The 19150-nt window shown below is 62.5% G+C and carries 15 protein-coding genes; 10 read left to right on the top strand and 5 right to left on the bottom strand.

The window, feature by feature from the left end; translation table 11 throughout:
• Positions 1-176, bottom strand: a 176-nt coding sequence (locus tag EK16_RS12620) for a DUF4372 domain-containing protein (protein ID WP_156098406.1), incomplete at its 3' end; no start/stop codon positions are given.
• A 767-nt stretch (positions 177-943) separates the two neighbouring features.
• On the opposite strand from EK16_RS12620, the gene EK16_RS00765 reads away from it, so the two are divergent.
• The 4 genes from EK16_RS00765 to EK16_RS00780 all read left to right on the top strand — a co-directional run bounded on the left by EK16_RS00765 (position 944) and on the right by EK16_RS00780 (position 5783).
• The gene (locus EK16_RS00765) at positions 944-2605 is read left to right on the top strand and encodes an ABC transporter ATP-binding protein (protein ID WP_081910121.1); all 1662 of its coding nucleotides are present in this window, start codon (positions 944-946) and stop codon (positions 2603-2605) included.
• Positions 2602-3666 carry an ABC transporter permease gene (locus EK16_RS00770; RefSeq protein WP_038033686.1) on the top strand — a complete coding sequence of 355 codons (1065 nt, stop codon included), beginning with the start codon at positions 2602-2604 and terminating at the stop codon, positions 3664-3666. The genes EK16_RS00765 and EK16_RS00770 overlap by 4 nt, the downstream gene beginning before the upstream one ends.
• Positions 3663-4583 carry an ABC transporter permease gene (locus tag EK16_RS00775; RefSeq protein ID WP_038033687.1) on the top strand — a complete coding sequence of 307 codons (921 nt, stop codon included), beginning with the start codon at positions 3663-3665 and terminating at the stop codon, positions 4581-4583. The genes EK16_RS00770 and EK16_RS00775 overlap by 4 nt, the downstream gene beginning before the upstream one ends.
• Before the next feature lie 105 nt (positions 4584-4688).
• Positions 4689-5783 carry a BMP family ABC transporter substrate-binding protein gene (locus tag EK16_RS00780; protein ID WP_038033688.1) on the top strand — a complete coding sequence of 365 codons (1095 nt, stop codon included), beginning with the start codon at positions 4689-4691 and terminating at the stop codon, positions 5781-5783.
• 988 nt (positions 5784-6771) lie between these two features.
• Here EK16_RS00780 and apaG read toward each other — a convergent pair.
• A complete protein-coding gene (gene apaG, locus EK16_RS00785) occupies positions 6772-7164 on the bottom strand; it encodes a Co2+/Mg2+ efflux protein ApaG (protein ID WP_038033690.1) in 393 nt (130 codons plus the stop codon).
• A 324-nt stretch (positions 7165-7488) separates the two neighbouring features.
• Between apaG and EK16_RS00790 the strand changes: the two genes are divergently transcribed.
• Entirely contained in the window at positions 7489-7941 is a 453-nt protein-coding gene (locus tag EK16_RS00790) for a hypothetical protein (protein ID WP_038033692.1), read from the top strand.
• Between the two features lie 179 nt (positions 7942-8120).
• Here the strand turns inward: EK16_RS00790 and EK16_RS11240 are convergent, their stop codons facing one another.
• Positions 8121-12062, bottom strand: coding sequence for a peptidoglycan-binding protein (locus EK16_RS11240; protein ID WP_051928724.1), 3942 nt, complete (start codon positions 12060-12062; stop codon positions 8121-8123).
• Positions 12063-12771: 709 nt separating this feature from the next.
• Between EK16_RS11240 and EK16_RS00800 the strand changes: the two genes are divergently transcribed.
• Positions 12772-13254, top strand: coding sequence for a MerR family transcriptional regulator (locus EK16_RS00800; protein ID WP_051928725.1), 483 nt, complete (start codon positions 12772-12774; stop codon positions 13252-13254).
• A 48-nt stretch (positions 13255-13302) separates the two neighbouring features.
• Here the strand turns inward: EK16_RS00800 and EK16_RS00805 are convergent, their stop codons facing one another.
• Positions 13303-13614 (bottom strand): SH3 domain-containing protein, encoded by a 312-nt coding sequence (locus tag EK16_RS00805; protein ID WP_038033693.1) that lies wholly within the window; start codon positions 13612-13614, stop codon positions 13303-13305.
• A gap of 211 nt (positions 13615-13825) precedes the next feature.
• Between EK16_RS00805 and EK16_RS00810 the strand changes: the two genes are divergently transcribed.
• Positions 13826-14320, top strand: a complete 495-nt coding sequence (locus EK16_RS00810) for an NUDIX domain-containing protein (protein ID WP_051928726.1) — start codon at positions 13826-13828, stop codon at positions 14318-14320.
• A 1385-nt stretch (positions 14321-15705) separates the two neighbouring features.
• Here EK16_RS00810 and EK16_RS11790 read toward each other — a convergent pair.
• A complete protein-coding gene (locus EK16_RS11790) occupies positions 15706-16326 on the bottom strand; it encodes an NYN domain-containing protein (protein ID WP_081910120.1) in 621 nt (206 codons plus the stop codon).
• A gap of 316 nt (positions 16327-16642) precedes the next feature.
• On the opposite strand from EK16_RS11790, the gene EK16_RS00815 reads away from it, so the two are divergent.
• From EK16_RS00815 to EK16_RS00825, 3 genes are all read left to right on the top strand, one after another.
• Complete coding sequence (locus tag EK16_RS00815; RefSeq protein WP_081910122.1) at positions 16643-17881, top strand: phage portal protein; 1239 nt, start codon at positions 16643-16645, stop codon at positions 17879-17881.
• A gap of 150 nt (positions 17882-18031) precedes the next feature.
• A complete protein-coding gene (locus tag EK16_RS00820; RefSeq protein ID WP_156098407.1) occupies positions 18032-18232 on the top strand; it encodes a hypothetical protein in 201 nt (66 codons plus the stop codon).
• A 15-nt stretch (positions 18233-18247) separates the two neighbouring features.
• The gene (locus EK16_RS00825) at positions 18248-18871 is read left to right on the top strand and encodes a hypothetical protein (protein ID WP_038033695.1); all 624 of its coding nucleotides are present in this window, start codon (positions 18248-18250) and stop codon (positions 18869-18871) included.
• Positions 18872-19150 lie beyond the last annotated feature (279 nt).

Consider the following 19150-nt stretch of genomic DNA (forward strand, 5'->3'; position numbering starts at 1 on the left):
TCCACATCCCGCAGGCTCGATACAGCGCCAAGTTGTGACACCAGCAGCGCCAACAGGTGCGCCCGCGTGTGAAAACGCTTGCGATAGCGGTCGCTGTTATGCCGGCGCACCGCCTCCTCAACAAGGCGGTCAGGAAGCAGTTGGACAATGCGATGAAGCGTGGTAGGTTCAAACATCGGGATTGTTCCTCCGCTTGTGGCAAATCAAGCCTTGACACTTCACTTTTACCACAAGTGGCGGACAATCCCGTACTTTTTTCACCTAACCATCATCTTTCTTGGACACCAGTGGGCGAAAGCCGGTATCTCAAGCCATTGACTCATGCGTCTGTGGTTCGAGACCCCGGCTTTCGCCGGGGTGACGCGAAAGATGGCGGCGTTGTGTCGTGTAGTAGGCAACAAGGACGGAGATCGTTTTTAAGACATTGAATTCGCACACTCTTTTTGTCATGCCCGGGCGTATCCCGGACATCCAGGGGCGGTTTACTCATGCGGTGGTGGCAGTCAGGAACGGTTTTTCTGGGCTCAGTGGCTTACCGCAGGAAGGATGTTGTACATCCTTCCGGAACATTTCGGCGGGTTTTTTACCCCGCCTTTAGGCACAGATGGCGGGGTAACATACCCCGCCAAAACGTTCCGGAACGGGATACAATTCCGTTCCGGCTTTTTTCTATACGACGCAAATCACGCCTGCTCCCTTGCGTTCGTGGCCGGCAAGGCGGTCAGGCGGTGGATTTCTGTTCAAATATCGGGGGTTTGGGCTTTACCGCGTGACAGGCTCACGCATAATCGTGTGGTCTTCTTCGCGGACCACCTGCCGCTTTTGTCCGGGCGAAAGGGAAAAAGGGCATGGGCCCCGCGTTCTGCCCCGGATCCGGCGCAAGGGCAAGGTCAGGGGCGAAGGAGAGGCGTTTGTGCAAGCAGGGTGCAGGCAGGCGATGGCCATGGCAGATGCGGGCGGACAGGATGGCGGCACGGCGGCTGCGCCGCATGAGGGGCCGGGCGCCCAGAACGGGCAGAGCGCGCCGGATGCGCCGCCCCTGCTGGAGGTGCAGGATATTACCCGCCGCTTCGGCGACATCCTTGCCAATGACAGTGTGTCGCTCACCCTGCGCCGCGGCGAGATTCACGCCCTGCTCGGCGAGAACGGCGCGGGCAAGTCCACCCTGGTCAAGATCATCTATGGCGTGCTGCGCCCCGATTCCGGGCGCATCCTGATCGAGGGGCGGCCGGTGCGCATTGCCTCGCCCGCAGAGGCGCGGGCGCTGGGCATCGGCATGGTCTTTCAGCATTTCTCGCTGTTTGAGCCGCTCAGTGTGGCCGAAAACATCGCGCTGGCCCTGCCACAGGGCACGGCCGATGCCGCATTGAAAGAGCGCATCGCCACCATTTCCGAAACCTATGGCCTGCCGCTGGATCCCGATGCCATCATTGCCGATCTCTCCGTGGGCGAACGCCAGCGGGTGGAGATCGTGCGGGCGCTGTTGTCGGATCCGCGCATCCTCATTCTCGATGAGCCGACTTCCGTTCTGACACCGCAGGAGGCGCGGCAGCTGTTCGCCACCCTGAAGACCCTGGCGGCGGAAGGGCGCGGCATTCTCTATATCTCCCACCGGCTGGAGGAGGTGCGCGAGATCTGCGATGCCGCCACGGTGCTGCGGCATGGGCGGGTGGTGGCGGAGGTGGCCGATCCGCGACGGGAGACCGCGGCATCGCTGGCGCGGCTGATGGTGGGCGAGGACATTCACGCGGTGAAGGCAGCGCCGCCCCCGGAAGAGCCGGGGCCGCCGCTTTTGCATGTGCGCGATCTCACGCTCCCTGCCGACGGGCCCTTTGGCGTGGCGCTCTATGGCGTGTCGCTGGATGTGCGCGCCGGCGAGGTGGTGGCCATCGCCGGGGTGGCCGGCAATGGTCAGCGCGAGCTGTTCCGGGCCTTGAGCGGCGAGCGGCTGGCGCAGGGGCATGGGGTGATCCACATCGAGGGGCGCGATGTCTCCCTTTGCGGCATCAATGCCCGGCGGCGGGCGGGCGCGGCCTTCGTGCCGGAGGAGCGGCTGGGCCATGCCTGCGTGCCGGAGATGAGCCTGACCGACAACGTGGTGCTCACGCGCCATGCCGCCTCGGAGAAGACGCAGGAGCGCCTGGTGCGCCACGGCCTGATCAACATGGACGCAGCGCGGCGCATCTGCGCGCGCATCATCGGCGAACACGACGTGCGCGGCGCGGCGCCGGAGAAACCGGCGCGGGCGCTTTCCGGCGGCAATCTGCAGAAGTTCATCATGGGGCGCGAGCTGGACAGGCAGCCGCGCGTCTTCGTGGTCAATCAGCCGACCTGGGGCGTGGATGCCGGCGCGGCCGCCATCATCCGTCAGCGGCTGGTGGATCTGGCGCGCGCCGGGGCGGCGGTGCTGGTCATCTCGCAGGATCTCGACGAGATTTTCGAGATTGCTGATCGCATCGCGGTCATCTCCCGCGGCGAGCTCTCCCCGGCGCGGCCGGCGGCGGAGCTGGACCGCGAGGCCATCGGCCTGCTCATGGCCGGCGCGCATGAAAAACGCCACGGGCGGGCAGACAACGGAACGCATGCGGCGGAGGCGCGGCCATGATCGTTCTGGAAAAGAGAGCGGAGCCCTCGCGCCTGTGGGCCTTTCTGGCGCCGGTGGTGGCCATCGCCGCCGCCGGGCTGACCGGGGCGGTCCTGTTTGCCCTGCTGGGGCGGGACCCGCTGCTGGCGATGTGGACCTATTTCATCGAGCCGCTCACCTCCGCCTGGTCGCTGGAAGAGCTGGCGGTGAAGGCCACGCCGCTGGCGCTCATCGGCGCGGGGCTGGCGCTGGCTTATCGCGCCAATGTCTGGAACATCGGCGCGGAGGGGCAGCTGGTCATGGGCGCGATTGCCGGATCGGCCATTCCCATCCTGCTGCCGGAATGGAACGATCCGCTGGCGCTCTTCGTGATGCTGGCGCTGGGGCTGGCGGGCGGGGCGGCCTGGGCGGCGATCCCTGCCTTCCTGAAGGTGCGCTTCAATGTCAACGAGATCCTCTCCTCGCTGATGCTGGTCTATGTGGCGCAGCTGTTTCTCGACTGGCTGGTGCGCGGGCCATGGCGCGATCCCATGGGATTCAACTTTCCCAAGTCCGTCTCCTTTACGGACTGGCACGTGCTGCCCGCGATCAGCGGCCGGGTGCACCTGGGCGCGCTGCTGGCCCTGCTGGCGGTGGCGGGCCTGTGGCTGCTTCTGCGACGGGCGCGCATGGGCTTTGCCTTAAAGGTCATGGGCAGCGCGCCGCGGGCCGGGCTGTTCGGCGGCTTTTCCATGGCGCAGGCCTGCTGGATCAGCTTTCTCATCTCCGGGGCGCTGGCGGGGCTTGCCGGGATTTGTGAGGTTTCGGGCAGCATCGGGCAGCTGCAGCCGTCCATCTCGCCGGGATACGGGTTCACGGCCATCATCGTTGCCTTTCTCGGGCGGCTTTCGCCGGTGGGCGCGCTGTTTGCGGCGCTTCTGCTGGCGCTCACCTATCTTGGCGGTGAGGCGGCGCAGCTGGCCCTGGGGCTTTCGGCGAAGGTGACGCAGGCGTTTCAGGGCATGCTGCTCTTCTTCGTGCTGGCGGCGGACGTGCTGGTTCACTACCGCTTGCGCCTTCAGCGGCGGGAGGCGAAATCATGAACGGGCTGGAAGCCTTTCTCGTCACGGTCATCCCGGCGGCCACGCCGCTGCTGCTGGCGGCGGTGGGCGAGCTGGTGGTGGAGCGCGCGGGCGTGCTCAATCTCGGCGTAGAGGGCATGATGGCCACCGGCGCGGTGTGTGCCTTCGTGGTGGCGCACATCAGCGGCAACCCCTGGCTGGGCGTGCTGGCCGGGGCGCTGGCCGGAGCGTTGATTTCCACACCCTTCGCCGCGCTCACGCAGAAGCTGGCCGCCAATCAGGTGGCCACCGGGCTGGCGCTGGCGCTGTTTGGCCTTGGCGTGGCTGGGCTCATTGGCGAAGCTTATGTGGGCCAGCCGGGGGTGCGGCTGCCGGCGCTGAATATTCCTGTCCTCTCCGCCCTGCCCTTTCTCGGGCCGGTGCTGTTTTCGCATGACGTGCTGGTCTATGCCTCCTTCGTCTTCACGGCGCTGGTCTCCTGGTTTCTGTTCCGCACCCGCGCCGGGCTGATGCTGCGGGCGGTGGGGGTGAATCATGACGCCGCCCATGCCCTCGGCCATCCGGTTGTGCGCATCCGGGTTTTCGCCATTCTCTTCGGCGGCGCGCTGGCGGGGCTGGCCGGTGCGCATCTTTCGCTTGCCTATACGCCGCAATGGGTGGAGAACATGACGGCAGGACGCGGCTGGATCGCCCTGGCGCTCGTGGTCTTCGCCACCTGGCGGCCATGGCGGGTGCTGGCCGGCGCCTATCTGTTCGGCACGGTGTGGATCCTGGGGCTGCATCTGCAGGCAGCGGGCATCGGCCTGCCCTCGCAGCTGTTGAGCGCCCTGCCCTATCTGGCAACGGTGGTGGCCCTGGTGATCATCTCGCGCAACCGGGTGCTGACCCTGACCAACACCCCGGCCAGCCTGGGCAAGCCTTTCGTGCCCGAGCGTTAGGGGAAGATGAACAAGGGAGCAGGGAGACGACGCACACGCGGCATCGAGCCAAACGTCTTTGACAATCACAGGTTTACTCGGAAGCAAACGGGGAGTGCACGCACGATGAGCATCAATCGCAGAGAGACACTGAAACTGGCGGCCGCGGCCGGTCTGGCGGCGGGCACGGGCCTTGGCCTGTCCTCCCGCGTCTTCGCGGCGGAGCCGCTGAAGGTAGGCTTCATCTATGTCGGCCCGGTGGGCGATCATGGCTGGAGCTATCAGCACGATCAGGGCCGGCAGGCGATCGAGAAGGCCCTCGGGGACAAGGTGAAGACCAGCTATCTGGAAAAGATCCCGGAAGGCGCGGACGCGGAGCGGGCGCTTGAGCGGCTGGTGCGCTCCGGCCACAAGCTGATCTTCGCCACCTCCTTCGGCTACATGGACACGGTGCTGAAGGTGGCCAGGCGCCACCCGGACGTGTTCTTCGAGCACGCCACCGGGTACAAGCGGGCGAAGAACGTCTCCACCTATTCCTCCCGCTTCTACGAGGGCCGCTACATCATCGGCCGCATCGCCGGCAAGATGTCGAAGAAGGGGCTGGCCGGCTATATCGCCTCCTTCCCCATTCCGGAGGTGATCCGCGGCATCAATTCCTTCCTGCTGGGGGCACGCTCGGTCAATCCGGACTTCCGCATCAAGGTGATCTGGGTGAACACCTGGTACGATCCGGGCAAGGAATCCGATGCGGCCAAGGTGCTCATCTCGCAGGGGGCGGACATCATCACCCAGCATACGGATTCGGCCGCGCCAATGCAGGTGGCGGAGGAAAAGGGCGTTTATGCCTTTGGGCAGGCCTCGGACATGATCAAGTTCGGCCCGCATGCGCAGCTGACCGCCATCATCGACAACTGGGCGCCCTATTACATCAGCCGCGCCAAGGCCGTGCTCGAAGGCACGTGGAAGAGCACCGACACCTGGGGCGGGCTGGCCGCCGGCATGGTGAAAATGGCGCCCTATACCAACATGCCGGATGACGTGAAGAAGATGGCCATGGAAACGGAAGAGGCCATTCGCTCCGGCAAGCTGCACCCCTTCCACGGCCCCATCCGCGACCAGCAGGGCAAGCTGCGGGTGAAGGAAGGCGAAGTGCTCTCCGACAAGGACCTGCTCGGCATGAACTGGTATGTGGAGGGCGTGGACGACAAGCTGCCCAAGTGAGCGCAAGCTCGTGATCCTTCATTCATGCATGCCGGAACGGGATTGTATTCCGTTCCGGCTTTTTCTTTCCATACGGCCCCATCAGGCCTGCTGGCGGGCGCCGTCGTTCTGCATAACCGCCTCATTTGTGGCCCTGGATTGCCGGGATCCCGGTTCAAGCCCGGGACAGGCAAGTCCGGCAATGACGTTTTTCCTTGTTTATCAATGAGTTGAACAATTTACTCCAACTTATGCACACTACATGACATTTATACCGTCATACCGGCGAAAGCCGGTATCTCAGGCCAGTTACTCATGCGTTTGTGGCACGAGACCCCGGCTTTCGCCGGGGTGACGAGAAAGATGGCGACGTTGTTTCGTGTAGTGTGCAACTTTTGGAAAGTCTTTTTTCCTTGATCGATTTGGCAGCAACATCATGTGTCCTGAATTTCCTCGGACACCAATAGGCTTTCGCCGGTATGACGACAGAGGGGGGTGCATCATGTAGCCGTGCGGCTCGGTCAGGCTTGGTGCCGCAAAAATTTTGCCTGAGACCGGGCGGCTCAATGCAGCAAGCGGCAGGCAGGAAGGGTGCATGCTCCCCTCCTCCCCCTGATAGGGGGAGGTCGCCGCGACAGCGGCGGGAGGGGGGCGGGCCGCAGGTGCATGAGTCAATGGCCCGAGATACCGGCTTTCGCCGGTATGACGACAGAGGGGGGACATCGTGTAGCCGTGCGGCTCGGTCAAGCTTGGTGCCGCAAAAATTTTGCCTGAGACCGGGCGGCTCAATGCAGCAAGCGGCAGGCAGGAAGGGTGCATGCTCCTCTCCTCCCCCTGATAGGGGGAGGTCGCCGCGACAGCGGCGGGAGGGGGTCGGGCCGCAGGTGCATGAGTCAATGGCCCGAGATACCGGCTTACGCCGGTCTGACGATAGAGTATCGTTATCTTGAAGGCTTGCGGCTCGGTCAGACTTGGTGTCGCAAGCCTATCTCCGAAAGCCGGATACACCCTAGTGCAGCGGGCGGGAGGTGTCGGGCACGTCCAGCGCGAAGGCGGGAATGGCGACCTCGAAGAGGCTGCCGTCCTCCGCCTGCATCTGATAGCTGCCGGCCATGAAGCCGCTTTCGGTCTGCAAGGGCGTGCCGGAGGTGTATTCAAAACTCTCGCCGGGGCGCAGAACCGGCTGTTCGCCGACAACGCCGGCGCCGCGCACCTCCTGAACATGGCCGCGGGCATCGACGATGCGCCAGTGACGGGTCATGAGCTGCACGGTGTGGCGGCTGCCGTTGTAGATGCGCACGTGATAGGCCCAGACGAAATAGTTCCGCTCCGGGTCGGACTGATCGGGCCGGAATTCCGGCCTGACGCTCACTCGGATGCCGCGGGTGACCTTCTCATACATGGCGGAAGGATGTCGCCTCATTAAATATGCGATTTGGGATCTCTAAGGGTTCAAACGAAAATTCGCCTTTCGCCGAATTTTCATACCACCCACCGCCCCGCGCCCCCACCCAACCACCCGATATTATGCCAAACCGAGGTGCTTGGGCGGGGACGCGGGGCGGCCCGATGAATCATCGGTTAGGCTCCTAAAGTCTTTTAGCACACTTTGCCTGCGGGGCCAGATCAATAGGCCCCCGGCTTCATGCTGCGGAAAAGGGCCTTGTGCGCATCAGCGCCCGGCGCGGCTTTGGCGCTCGCGTATCAAGCGTGATAGCCTTTCGTCATGATGCACGGAAAAGCGGCAGATAAGGCCCACAGAGCGGCGGCGCTAGGCGAAAAGGCCTTCCCTGGCGCCTGGGCGGAGGGGCTTGCGCTGGCCATGCCGGGATGGATCGGCCTTGGCCTTTTTGCCCTGGGGCCGGGGATGGTTGCGCGCCTTGCGGTTCTTATCATCATGGTCTGGGCCGGGGCGCTGGCCATGGGGCTTGCGCTGTCCTGCATAACGGGCGGGATCTGGAAACGGAATATACCGCTGGCCGTCCTGATGGCGCTGGGTGCGCCGCTGTCCTTGGCGCTGCCCCTGCTGGCCGGGCTGATCGTGCTCACGCTGGCTCTGCTCGCCGCCGCCAGCGTTCATGGGCCGGTGCACCCGGCCTGTCGCGCGCTGCGCAGCGCCTGCACCTTTCTGGCACCGGTTGTGGCCCTCATGGGTGGCGTGCTGATCGCCGCGTCATGATCCGGCAAGGGTTGCCATGCGATGCAGGCCCCTGCCCTGCCGAAAGGTTGGGTGAGGATATGAAATATCCTTCCGGCGGTGGGAAGGTCATACACACTTAATACAAAATACAAAGGGGATGCCTGCGGTGGCATCCCCTTGTTCTTGCTGCGTGATGGAGGCCTTTGCCGTGTAACCGGTCAGGCGGCGTTGGGGGCGTTGCGGAAGCGCTCTTCCAGTCGCTGGAGCACGGCGCGGGTGGGCTGTCCGTTGACGCGCATGCCGGTTTGCAGCTGGAAGAGGCGAATGGCGTTGGAGGTGCGCACGCCCATGACGCCATCGGCCGGGCCGGGATCGAAGCCGAGCTTGCTCAAGAGCTCCTGAATGCGACGGATGCTCTTCTGATCCTTGAGAACCTTGTCTGCCACATCGGCGGTAAGGGCGGCCTTTTCCACCTTCTCCCCGCCGGCCTTGGCGGCCTGCGCCGCATCGCCCTTGCGCCAGGCGGGATCGAAGACGGCGATGTTGGCCGCCATCCTGGCGCGTCTGGGCGCAAAGGCGGCGCTGCGCTTATCCAGATCGGTGCGCGTTTTGGCATCGAGATAGGGGGCCAGGGCCTCCTTGCGCTGGGCGGCATCGGCATCGCCGGTGCGGGCAGCGACGCCATACCAGTAATAGGCCTGTCCATTGTCAGCCTTCACGCCAAGGCCGCGCTGATGGAGCACGGCAAGGTTATACTGGCTGTCGCGCAGGCCATGCTCGGCAGCGGCACGGAACCACTCTGCGGCCTGTGCGTAATCGGCCTTCTCGCCGCTGCTGGCGAGGAGAACGGCCAGATTGTGCATGGCCTTGACGTTACCGGCCTTTGCGGCGCGCTCATACCACTGCCGGGCCTTCTGAAGATCCTTGGCCACGCCGATGCCGCGCTCATAGAGGAGACCGAGGCGATATTGCGCGGGCACAAGGCCCTTTTCCGCCGCCTTGCGGAACCAGACCGCGGCCCTGGCGGGATCCTTGGTCACCTCCTTGCCGGTCATGTAATGAATGCCGACGAGATACATGGCGCGGGCATCGCCTTTCTGCGCGGCGATGCGCAGGGCGGGCGTGCCCAGCGACAGCGGCAGCGGCTCTTCGGATGCGGCAGCGGTGGCCGCCTGTTCGGCCAAAGCGGCGCGCGTGGCGGCCGCGGTGGAGGTTGCGGTGACGGCAGCCATGCGGGCCGGATCATCACCGCGGGTGATGGAGGCGGTCTGCAGGGCATCGGCCGCGCCTGTTTCTGCAAGACGCGTGGGGGTGTCTTTCTCAGGCGCAAGCAGATCGGAGCGCTGCTTGTGTTTTCGTGCCTTGCTGCCGGCCTTGGCCTTGACCTTGCTCTTGGCCTTCGCCTTGGCCTTGGCGCCGGCCTTGGTCTCCTTGCCGGGCTTGACCTTGGCGCCCTTGCCATTTTCCGCCGGGGCCTTTTCCACCACCGGCTCGGCAGGGGCCATGACGGCCTTGTCGCCACCGCCGGTCTGGGTATAGGCCCAGCCGAGCACTGCAACCAGCAGGGCGGCGGCGGCAATGAGCAGGCCGCGGCGCGAGCCGCCTTCCTCTCCCGCCTTGCCCGGGTTTGCGGATTTCTGTGCGCCGTCCTTGCCCGCGCTCTTGCCGGTGAGGCCCTTCAAACGATCCATGAGGCCGGAGAGGGCAGACGTGCTTTGGGTATCATCCGCGGCCTCGGTGGCCGCAGCGTCGGCCGTCTCATCGGCGGTGGCGGCGGGTGCGCCGATATGGGGTTCGGCCTGTCCGCCGCGGGCATGACGACGGCGGAAGCGGTCAAGAAGCGAGCCCGTTTCCCCAGAGGCATGCTGCTGGGCGCCACCGCCCTGTTCGGCCGCGGCCTGAGCAGCGCGGCGGGCGGCGGCGATGAAATCCTTGTCCAGGCCGCTTGCCTCGGCGGATTCGCCAAAAGGATTGCTCATCTGCGGCGCGCCCATGTTTTCCGCACCCGGGGCGGTGAAACCCGGCGCCTGCATGCCGGGCATGCCCTGCTCCGCCCCCTGCGGGGCCTGGGCACTGGCATCGCCATCCACGGAACGGGCAGCGGCGAGGATCTCGGCCGGATCGAACTGCGGCATGGCGGCGGCATCGCCGGACGGGGCCATCTCGGGCGCCTGCGTGGCGGCCGCGGCCGGATCCATGCCCTGCATGCCCTGCGGCTCCTGTGGGCCGGATTCGCTACCCTCCCCGGCCTGCGGCATCGGCGCGGAGCCGTCCATGCCGGGCATGCCGGCGGCGGCGTTTTCCATGCCAGGCATGCCGCTGGCTCCCCCCTCCATGCCGGGCATGGTCATGGCCGGATCCATGGCCTGGGGGAGCATGCCCTCCAGCCCGGTCATGGCGGGATCAACGGAGGCTTGCGCGGGATCGGCGCTCATGGCAAAGCCGGCCGCGCCCATGCCCGCCATGGCAGCTGCACCGGCGGCAGCGCCCGCGCCGGCGGCCGTGGCGGCCATGCCCTCGGCATGCTTCTCCACGAGATCGAGGGTGCGCTCGGTGAGGCGCTCCTGGCTTTCCTCAAGCTCGGCGATGCGATCGACGATGCGCTCCAGGGTTTCGTGAACGGCCTTGAGGGTTTCCTGGGTGCGGGTATCGGCCTCCTCGGCGGCGGCGCGCACCGCATCCAGCCCCTCGCGCAGGGCAGCAATCTCCTCGGCGCTGACGTCGCTCTTCGCGCCCGCATTCTCCTCACGTTCGGCGAGGATCTCATGGGCGGTTTCCTCGACGATGCGGCGGGTTTCCTCGGTGGTGGCCTCAAGCGACTGAAAGAGCCGGGCCACGGAGCTTTCCAGCTGCGGCAGGTAGGAGAGCTGCTGTTCCGCACCGGTGAGGCGCTCCTCCAGCCCCTGCACCAGCTGCTCGACGCGGGCGATGTCCTCCGGGCGGGCCTGCCGGCCCGACAGCTCGGAAAGCGCCTGCTCCAGAGCATCGATGCGCCGGGAGAGCTCGGCGAATTCCGGATCCTCGGCGAGAACGCGGCGCTCCTCCTTGAGGATGGCGGTCATCTCCTCCAGGCGCTCGGCAAGGGCCCTGACCTCCTCGCGGTCGGCCTTGTCCTCCACCTTCAGGGAGAGCTTCTCCAGCGTCTCGCGCAGGGCCTCGACCTCAGCCTGCCTGACGGCCTCCTCGGCCAGCTCATCGAGGCGCTTGTTGATGCGCTCCACCTGCGCGCCGATGCGCTCCACATCAAGCACACCGGAGGCCATCTCCTCCAGCTTGGCGCGCAGACGGCCGACCATGTCCTCGATATGGCGCTCCACCTCGTTGAAGCGGCGGCCGGCGACATCGGTGACCAGTTTTTCCACGCGCTCGGGCAGCTCGCGGGAGGCGGCATGCACGGCCTGAAGCTGTTCGCCGAGGCCGGAGATGCTGCTTTCCACCATGCCGCGGGCCTCGGAGAGGGTCTCGCCGCGCAGTTTCTCCATGCGGGTGGCGAGCGCCTGCAGGCGTTCCTCGATGACGCGGAGATCCTCGCGCTTGCTGCCCTCGGCGGCCAGACGCAGGGCCTCGGCGGCGCGGGCGCCGACATCGTCCAGCCGCTGGCGCAGCTCGTCGAGCACGCGGGCATTGCGCTGTTCATAGAGCTCGATGTGCTCCATGACATTGCGCAGGGCGGCCTCGAGCTCATGACCATCCGGGCGGCCGCCCTCCTCGCGCAGCCGGGTGATGCTGCCGGCAAGCTCCTCGATGCGGGCGCCGATCTCTTCCAGCGTGCGGGCGGTGCGCTCCTCGTTCTCCTCGATACGGGCGACGATGCCGGCGAGAATCTTGGGATCGGCATCGTTCATGAAGCGGCCGGCGGCAGTCATCTGCTCGGAACGGGAGAGCTGTTCCAGACGATTGGCGAGATCATCAATGCGACGGGCAAGGTCACCAACGGCATCGTCCTGCGCAGGCGCAGGGAATTCGGCCTTTTCATCAGCGCGCGCAGGAGAGGCCGGCGCCTTTTCATCCGGATTGGCCGCCATGGCGCGGGCCTCGCGCATGATCATCTCGTTGAGCCATTCACCAAGGCTCATGCCGCGCTCTTCGGCCGCGCGCCGCGCCGCCTCGCGGGCCTTGCCGTCGATATCGTCGATGTTCCAGGATCCTGCCGCCTTCATACCTTGCGATCCCTTACGAGTATTTCCGCCCTGCCTGGCCCGGGGCGGGCACACGGCGGGCATGGACTGGTTCGCCCATAAGGTTAACGAAAGCGGTAAACATTCCCTTAATGGGGTGATTTTCCCCGCTTCACGACACCCGCAGCATCATGCCTTAGATCAGCCAGTATCTTGAGCCATCCACGCATGCGCGTACGGCCCGACCCCCACCCGGCGCTTCGCGCCGACCTCCCCCTATCAGGGGGAGGTGAGGACCATGCATTTCCCCTGCCAAATACCTGCCGGAACGGGATTGCATCCCGTTTCGGAACGTTCAGGCGGGGTATGTTACCCCGCCATCCAATCCTCTGGCGGAGTTGAAACCTCGCCGGAAAAGAGGGTTTTTCCATGTTCTGCGTCTTGCGGACAATGAGATATGCGGATTCTGCAACTCCCGTGTGCGCACATTTCAGGATATCCGCCTGGCCTACAGCGACGGAAGGGGCGCCCGGCGTGCGTTAAACCGGCACCAACGTCATCTTGACGAGAAGATCAAAAGGTTGGATGCAAAAAGTCCGTAGACGGATGATTAATTGACGGCGCATCGCACGCACGCCATAGGCGCTGGTTGGCTTGCCAAATCACAAAAAGTGGTTAGAAATTATTACCACACTTACGAGGGCGAGGGATGCCCGGTTTTCACCGGCATCCGGGACACGGGAGCGGACAGATGAACGAAAACCAGAACAGCGCGGGAAACGCCCCTGCCGCAGCCGGCACGCACGGCAAAGGCACGGGCGAAAACCCGCGTGAACGCACCTACACCATCACCCAGCTGTGCCGCGAATTCGGCGTTACCCCGCGGGCGCTGCGCTTTTATGAACAGAAGGGCCTTCTGCATCCCTCACGCCGCGGATGGACGCGCATTTTCAGCCACAAGGACAGATCGCGCCTGAAGCTGATCCTGCGGGGCAAGAAGGTCGGCTTCACGCTGGCCGAGATCAAGGAGATGCTTGATCTTGCCAACATCAAGGACGGGCAGATCACGCAGCTGAAGGTGGCCTCGCGCAAGATGCACGAGCGGCTGCAGGCCCTGCGCCAGCAGCGCATTGAGCTGGAAGAGGCCATAGCCGATCTGGAGCGTACCTGCCGGATCATCGACGGCCTGCTGAAAGAGCGGCTTCAGCGCCAGCAGCGCGGCGATAAAACCTGATTCTCTCCTGTTTTCGTCACCCGCAGCAGAATCCGGCTGATCTGCCTTTCAATAGCGGCAGAGGTAGCGGCCGAAGGCCCAGCCCCGCATGCCCTCTCCTGGGCCGGTGAGGATTTCGATCTCCCACCAGCCGCGGACGGGATCGGGGTTGATGCTGACGACCTGCGTGCCCGGCCCCATGCGGAAGATCTCGCGGCAGCGCGTGGAGGGGCAGGTGCGCAGGGACAGATAGTTGTCGCCATAGGGATCGAGCCGGCAGACCTCGAAATATTCGCCATCATAGGCCTGCACGGCCGTTGCGGCGAACAGGGAGATGCCCATGGCGGCGAGTGCGGCGATCAATGCACGGCGGGAGAGCATGCGAACACCTCTTGATGGTTCATGACAGCCGCCGTTTCGCTCCCCTTCCTGACATGGGGGTTTTTCCGCCCGCTTTGAAGCGGCTATTGGTTGCATTAAGCTTGCGTTTCTGGCATGGCGGGCAGAGAGGGGGAGGAAGGCCAGCGAGGCCGGATGATCATCCGACCTGATGCTGAAGCGATTGCGTGCTTCTTCTGCCGGGAGGATTGCCATGCCCTATTGCTATGACTGGCCGCGGCCGGCGGTGACGGCCGACGTCTGCGCGCTCAGCCGCGATGAGGATGGTGCATGGCATGTTCTGCTGATTGAGCGGGCCAATCCGCCCTTTGCCGGGCATCTGGCGCTGCCGGGCGGGTTTCTGGACGTGGATCGTGAGGATCTTGAAACCACCGCGCGGCGCGAGCTTTTCGAGGAAACGGGCATTCACGCGCCCAAGGCGATGCCGCTGCTTGGCATCTATTCCAATCCCGGGCGCGATCCGCGCGGGCATACGGTGACGGGGGTGTGGCTGGCGCTGTTCGACTGGCCGCCGCCTGAGCCAAAGGCGGCCGATGATGCGGCCGCGGCGCAGTGGCTGCCGGTTTCGCAGGCGCGGCCGCTGGCCTTCGACCATGAACGCATCCTGGCCGATGCCCTCGCCTTTCTTGCCAGCCGCGAAGAGGCGGGTTTTGGCGACAAGGCGGAAGGGGGCAACAAAGAGATCTGATTTTTCAAATATTTATGAATTATTTTCGTTTTGTTTGAATTTTGTTCTTGACATCCGTGCCGCTGCGTGCTATGAGGCCTGGCACACTCGGAAGAGTGGGCGAGCTGCTTAAGGGCGGCTGGGGCAAGAGGAATGGATGTTTATCGATGCGCTCTGCGGAAGAGAACAACGCGGGGCGTGATGGGAACAATGATCATGGTGCGTTGCGGGGGAGCGCAAGGGGTGATCTTTTTGCTGTGGTGCTGAATTTTCTTGCTGGAACGGGATACAATCCCGTTCCGGAACGTTTTGGTGGGATATGGTCCCCCGCCATCCGCGCTTTAAGCGGGGCTGAACCCCCTTGCTGGGACGGGATCTTGTCCGGGTCCGGACTGTTTTGGTGAGTGAAGCAGCACGCAGGCCCAACGTGCGGGCTTGATGGAATTGCATCCCGCTCCGGGCTGTTTGGCAGGGTTTAAAAGTCCGCCAAAACGTCGGGCAAGGATGTGCAATGTCCTTCCGGCGGTAAGGGGCAGGCAACATGGTCATGAGCGTGCCGCTCGTCCCCTACCCGGCGCTTCGCGCCGCCCTCCCCTATCAGGGGGAGGTGAGGATCGTGCGCTCTTCCTGCCCGCCGCCCCTGGATTGCCGGGATCCCGGTTCAAGCCCGGGGCAGGCAAGGTAAGGCTGTGGCGCAATGGGGAGAGTAAGGACAAATGCAGTCAATCCTACCTTGCAGCAAGGTAGAAGATCGTTGTTAAGGCATTGAATTTACGCACTCTTTTGTCATGCCCGGGCGTGTCCCGCATACTACACGACACTTATACCGTCATACCGGCGAAAGCCGGTATCTCAGACCACAATCACATGCTTTGTAACTTAAGACCCCGGCTTTCGCCGGGGTGACGAGTAAGATGGCAGCGTTGTGTCGCGCAGTGTGCTTATCCCGGGTATCCAGGGGCGGTTTACGCATGCGGTGATGGCCGTCAGGAACGATTCTTCCGGGCTCAAGCTTTCCGCCGGAAGGATATTATATATCCTTCCGGAACGTTTTGGCGGGGTATATTACCCCGCCATTCATCCTCAGGCGGGGCTGAAAGCCCCGCCAAAATGTTTAAGGAACGGGATACAATCCCGTTCCGGCATTTTATTTTCATACGGCCTGGGTCTGGCCGGTTGGCGTATGCCGTTGTTTTCCAAAAACGCCTCATCCTTGGCCCCGGATTGCCGGGATACCGGTTCATGCCTGGGACAGGCTAGGTAATGCTATGATTCCATGGAGGAAGTGAAGAAAGATACCATCACTTGACTGAGTCGGAAGAAATAAGTCTGTTGATCAGGCTCTGAAACCTGCCGAATTGTTTCTTCAAGAGGGCGAAAAACCTTTTCGAAGATAAATTGAAGCTTTATATCCAACTTTCTGGTTTTTTCAATATATGACCATTCGATAATTTGATCTGTTGAGGTAATTGTGAATTTTTAAGTTTATCCTTGCCAATATAAAGATAAGCATTAGCCACTTGTTTCAATTCAACAGAAACGCGTTTGGGTGGAAAGGCGACAATGATTCGTTTTTCCGGAAAATAATTTCTTATAGCTTTTATCGGCGGAGATAAATCACTATCACCAGAAACAATAATAGCGGTGTCAAATTTATCATTAAAAGCATCAATTAATATCTGTGTTGCAATATTAACATCTGTTTTCTTCTCTTTGGGTTCTGCCCACTTACATCCACATTTAAAGCAGTTCCTATAATTAATCATATATTTTCCATATATACAATCTAAATTATCTAATGTTTTTAACGCATCTAAATAAACTTTCTGCTTATTAGCATCTTGGTGACCATGATCACTACTTTTTATTCTCGCAGTAAAGTAACGACATACGACCAGAACCTGGTTGCTCTTGAGTAATTTCTCTGACAATGATACAGGATTAAGCCAATAAAATCTTTTCCAATTTTTTTCTCTCAAGCCATAATACAAATTAAATCCATCTATATATGTTATTACTCTTTCCAAGGGACTTTCCTCTCATTAGCTCCTGGTCATTAGGTAAACCATTTTTCAATCTTTACAAGGCATGATTGTGGACGACCTTTATTAGCCATTGACAGGAAGAATTTTCAAGCTTAAATCTCGCTACAGGCATATGACCTCCCCGGGGATCGCATCTCCGGGCCGGCGTCGGAGAAATCCGGCGCCTCTTCTTTTTTCGCCTCTGACGAACCGCTTCATCCGACAGTTCCGTTCAGGTGATCCGATGCCAACGATGTTTTCCCGCTTGCGCGCGGCTTTCAAGCGGGTGATGCCCTTTGCCCGCGCGCAAGAAAAAAGGATGCGGGGATTTGCGCCCGCCTCTCCTGGCGCTTTTGCAAAAACGGCGGCCTTTCATGCCGAGGCGCCGGAGCGGCGCGGTTTTTCCTGCGGCTTTTTTGAACTGCATACGCTGCTGGCGCCGGAATGGTCGCCCGGCAACGCCCAGGCCTTCGCGCGCGAGGGTTTTGCCGGCAATCCCGTGGCCTATCGCTGTGTGACCATGATTGCGCGGGCGGTGGCCGCTGTGCCGCTGAAAAGCACAGCAGGAAGCGGCGAGAAGCGCGCAGCGGCTGAGAAGGCGCTGGCGCTTCTGCACCGGCCCAATGCGCTGCAGGCCGGGCGGGAGCTGATCGAGGCGCTGATTGCGCACACCCTGATCGCCGGCAATGGCTTTCTGCGGGCTAGCCTGCTGGATGGTGCGCCGGTGGCGCTGCATGTTCTGGATCCGAAACGGGTGGAGATCATCACCGACGAGGCGGGCTGGCCCGCGGCCTGGCGCTATGAGGCGAACGGGCGGCACATCACCCTGCGCCAGGGGCCCGATGAGCCGATTACGCCGGTGATGCATCTTAAGCTGTTCTCGCCCTTTTCGGATATCGAGGGCCTATCGCCCTTTGCTGCCTGTGCGCGCGCGGTGGACATTCACAATGCGGCGGCGGCCTGGAGCAAGGCGCTTCTCGACAATGCGGCGCGGCCCTCCGGCGCGCTCATCTATCGCGGCGAAGGCGGCGGGCTGACCACGGAGCAGCTGGCGCGGCTCAAGGATGAGCTGGAGACGGCCTATGCCGGAGCGCAGAACGCGGGGCGCCCCTTGGTGCTGGAAGGGGGACTTGAGTGGATGCCGCTGGCGCACAGCCCGAAGGACATGGAACACATCGCGCTGCGCCACGCAGCAGCGCGGGAGATTGCGCTGGCCTTTGGCGTGCCGCCCATGCTGCTTGGCATTCCCGGCGACAATACCTACAGCAACTTCGCCGAGGCCAACCGGGCCTTCTGGCGCATGAGCGTGTTGCCGCTGGCGCGGCGGCTGGCGGAGCATCTCAACGTCTGGCTGGCGCCGGCTTATGGCATGGAGACGCTTGATCTTGTGCCGGATGTGGACGCGCTGGAGGCCTATGCGCCGGAGCGCGAGGCCCGCTGGAAGCAGGTGCGTGACAGCGATTTCCTCACCATCAACGAAAAACGCGCCGCCCTGGGCTATCCGCCCCTGCCGGGCGGTGATGGATTGAAACATGACTTCATGAAGACACAGGCATGACCTTTTCTGGCCTATCAAGGAAACGTTGTGTTATGTTCCTTCATGCAAGGAAACGTCATGATCCATGCAGTCGTGGCGAGATGGCGTTTCTAGCTGGTCAGCTGATCAGCGACCAGGATGCTGGCAACCGCGATTGATGGGATGGCGCCGATGAATCCGCTCCTGAAGGAACTGGAAAAGATCAAGGTGACGACGCCCGAAGGGCGCCGGATGAAAAAGATCGTCGAGGACTATCTCAAGCGACCAAAGACGAAGGAAGAGGCCTTCGAGGCGCTGAAGAAAATCGGTGTCTATTTCGAGGATGGCACGCCCAACCCCTACTTTTTCGACGATGTGGAAAAGAAGACGTGATTCTCTTCCATCGGCATGCATAACCTGTCTGCCTGCTTCGTTCTGGGCTTTCACGGGTGTGACAGGCGTGTGGCCGAGCGCCTGATTCGCCGCCGGGAGCTGTTTCGCCGCAGCGAGAACAGTTACGACTGGCTGGGGCATGGCATTTATTTCTGGCTGGAAAACCCGCGTCGCGCCTGCGAATGGGCGAGGGAAAGGGCACGGCTTCAGAAAGAATTTGTTCCCGCCGTTGTGGGCGCGATCATCAATCTCGGCAATTGTCTGGACCTGACCACCTCGGCGGGCATTGAACATGTAAAGCTTGGCTACCTTGCCCTGAAAGGCGATTATGCCGAACGAGGCGTGCCGCTGCCGGAAAACAGCAGGGCACATGAAAAGGATGGTGATCGCCTCATCCGCCGCCTGGACTGTGTGGTCATAAATCAAACTTGCCAATTATTGGAAGACAATGGCACACCGGTGGACACCGTGAAGGGCATCTTCACCGAGGGCGGCTGGGCCTATCCCGGCGCCGGTTTCAAGGAGCGCACGCACACCCAGATTTGTGTGCGTAATCCGGAGTGTATCCTGGGCGTTTTCTATCCGCCGCGTGAGGCGCTGGGCGAAGATGCACTCCTTTGCAACGATACTCCCAGCTGACCAAATGCTTTTTTCCGGGACTGGCCTGGCTATAGTGTCAACCATGTCCCCGAACACCTGTCAGCTATGTCCCCGGGCTGAACAACGGCGCCCGGAAATGACGTTTTCCCATGGTTTTCCAACGAATTAAACAAACACTTGTCGTCAGAAGCTCAATTGGTCCCAGTGCAGCGGGCTGCAGGCAGAAAGAGTGCATGATCCTAACCTCCCCCTGATAGGGGGAGGTTAGCGCGAAGCGCCGGGAGGGGGTCGGGCCGCAAGCGCAGCGCTAAGTCGCCC

The organism is Thermopetrobacter sp. TC1 (assembly GCF_000746275.1).
Classification (GTDB): Bacteria; Pseudomonadota; Alphaproteobacteria; order Rhizobiales; family Aestuariivirgaceae; genus Thermopetrobacter.

Bases quoted from the DNA above. Each gene is read 5' to 3' on its own strand.
- EK16_RS00765 (WP_081910121.1), top strand. From the start codon at position 944: ATGGCAGATGCGGGCGGACAGGATGGCGGCACGGCGGCTGCGCCGCAT.
- EK16_RS00770 (WP_038033686.1), top strand. From the start codon at position 2,602: ATGATCGTTCTGGAAAAGAGAGCGGAGCCCTCGCGCCTGTGGGCCTTT.
- EK16_RS00775 (WP_038033687.1), top strand. From the start codon at position 3,663: ATGAACGGGCTGGAAGCCTTTCTCGTCACGGTCATCCCGGCGGCCACG.
- EK16_RS00780 (WP_038033688.1), top strand. From the start codon at position 4,689: ATGAGCATCAATCGCAGAGAGACACTGAAACTGGCGGCCGCGGCCGGT.
- apaG (WP_038033690.1), bottom strand. From the start codon at position 7,164: ATGTATGAGAAGGTCACCCGCGGCATCCGAGTGAGCGTCAGGCCGGAA.
- EK16_RS00790 (WP_038033692.1), top strand. From the start codon at position 7,489: ATGATGCACGGAAAAGCGGCAGATAAGGCCCACAGAGCGGCGGCGCTA.
- EK16_RS11240 (WP_051928724.1), bottom strand. From the start codon at position 12,062: ATGAAGGCGGCAGGATCCTGGAACATCGACGATATCGACGGCAAGGCC.
- EK16_RS00800 (WP_051928725.1), top strand. From the start codon at position 12,772: ATGAACGAAAACCAGAACAGCGCGGGAAACGCCCCTGCCGCAGCCGGC.
- EK16_RS00805 (WP_038033693.1), bottom strand. From the start codon at position 13,614: ATGCTCTCCCGCCGTGCATTGATCGCCGCACTCGCCGCCATGGGCATC.
- EK16_RS00810 (WP_051928726.1), top strand. From the start codon at position 13,826: ATGCCCTATTGCTATGACTGGCCGCGGCCGGCGGTGACGGCCGACGTC.
- EK16_RS00815 (WP_081910122.1), top strand. From the start codon at position 16,643: ATGCGGGGATTTGCGCCCGCCTCTCCTGGCGCTTTTGCAAAAACGGCG.
- EK16_RS00820 (WP_156098407.1), top strand. From the start codon at position 18,032: ATGAATCCGCTCCTGAAGGAACTGGAAAAGATCAAGGTGACGACGCCC.
- EK16_RS00825 (WP_038033695.1), top strand. From the start codon at position 18,248: ATGCATAACCTGTCTGCCTGCTTCGTTCTGGGCTTTCACGGGTGTGAC.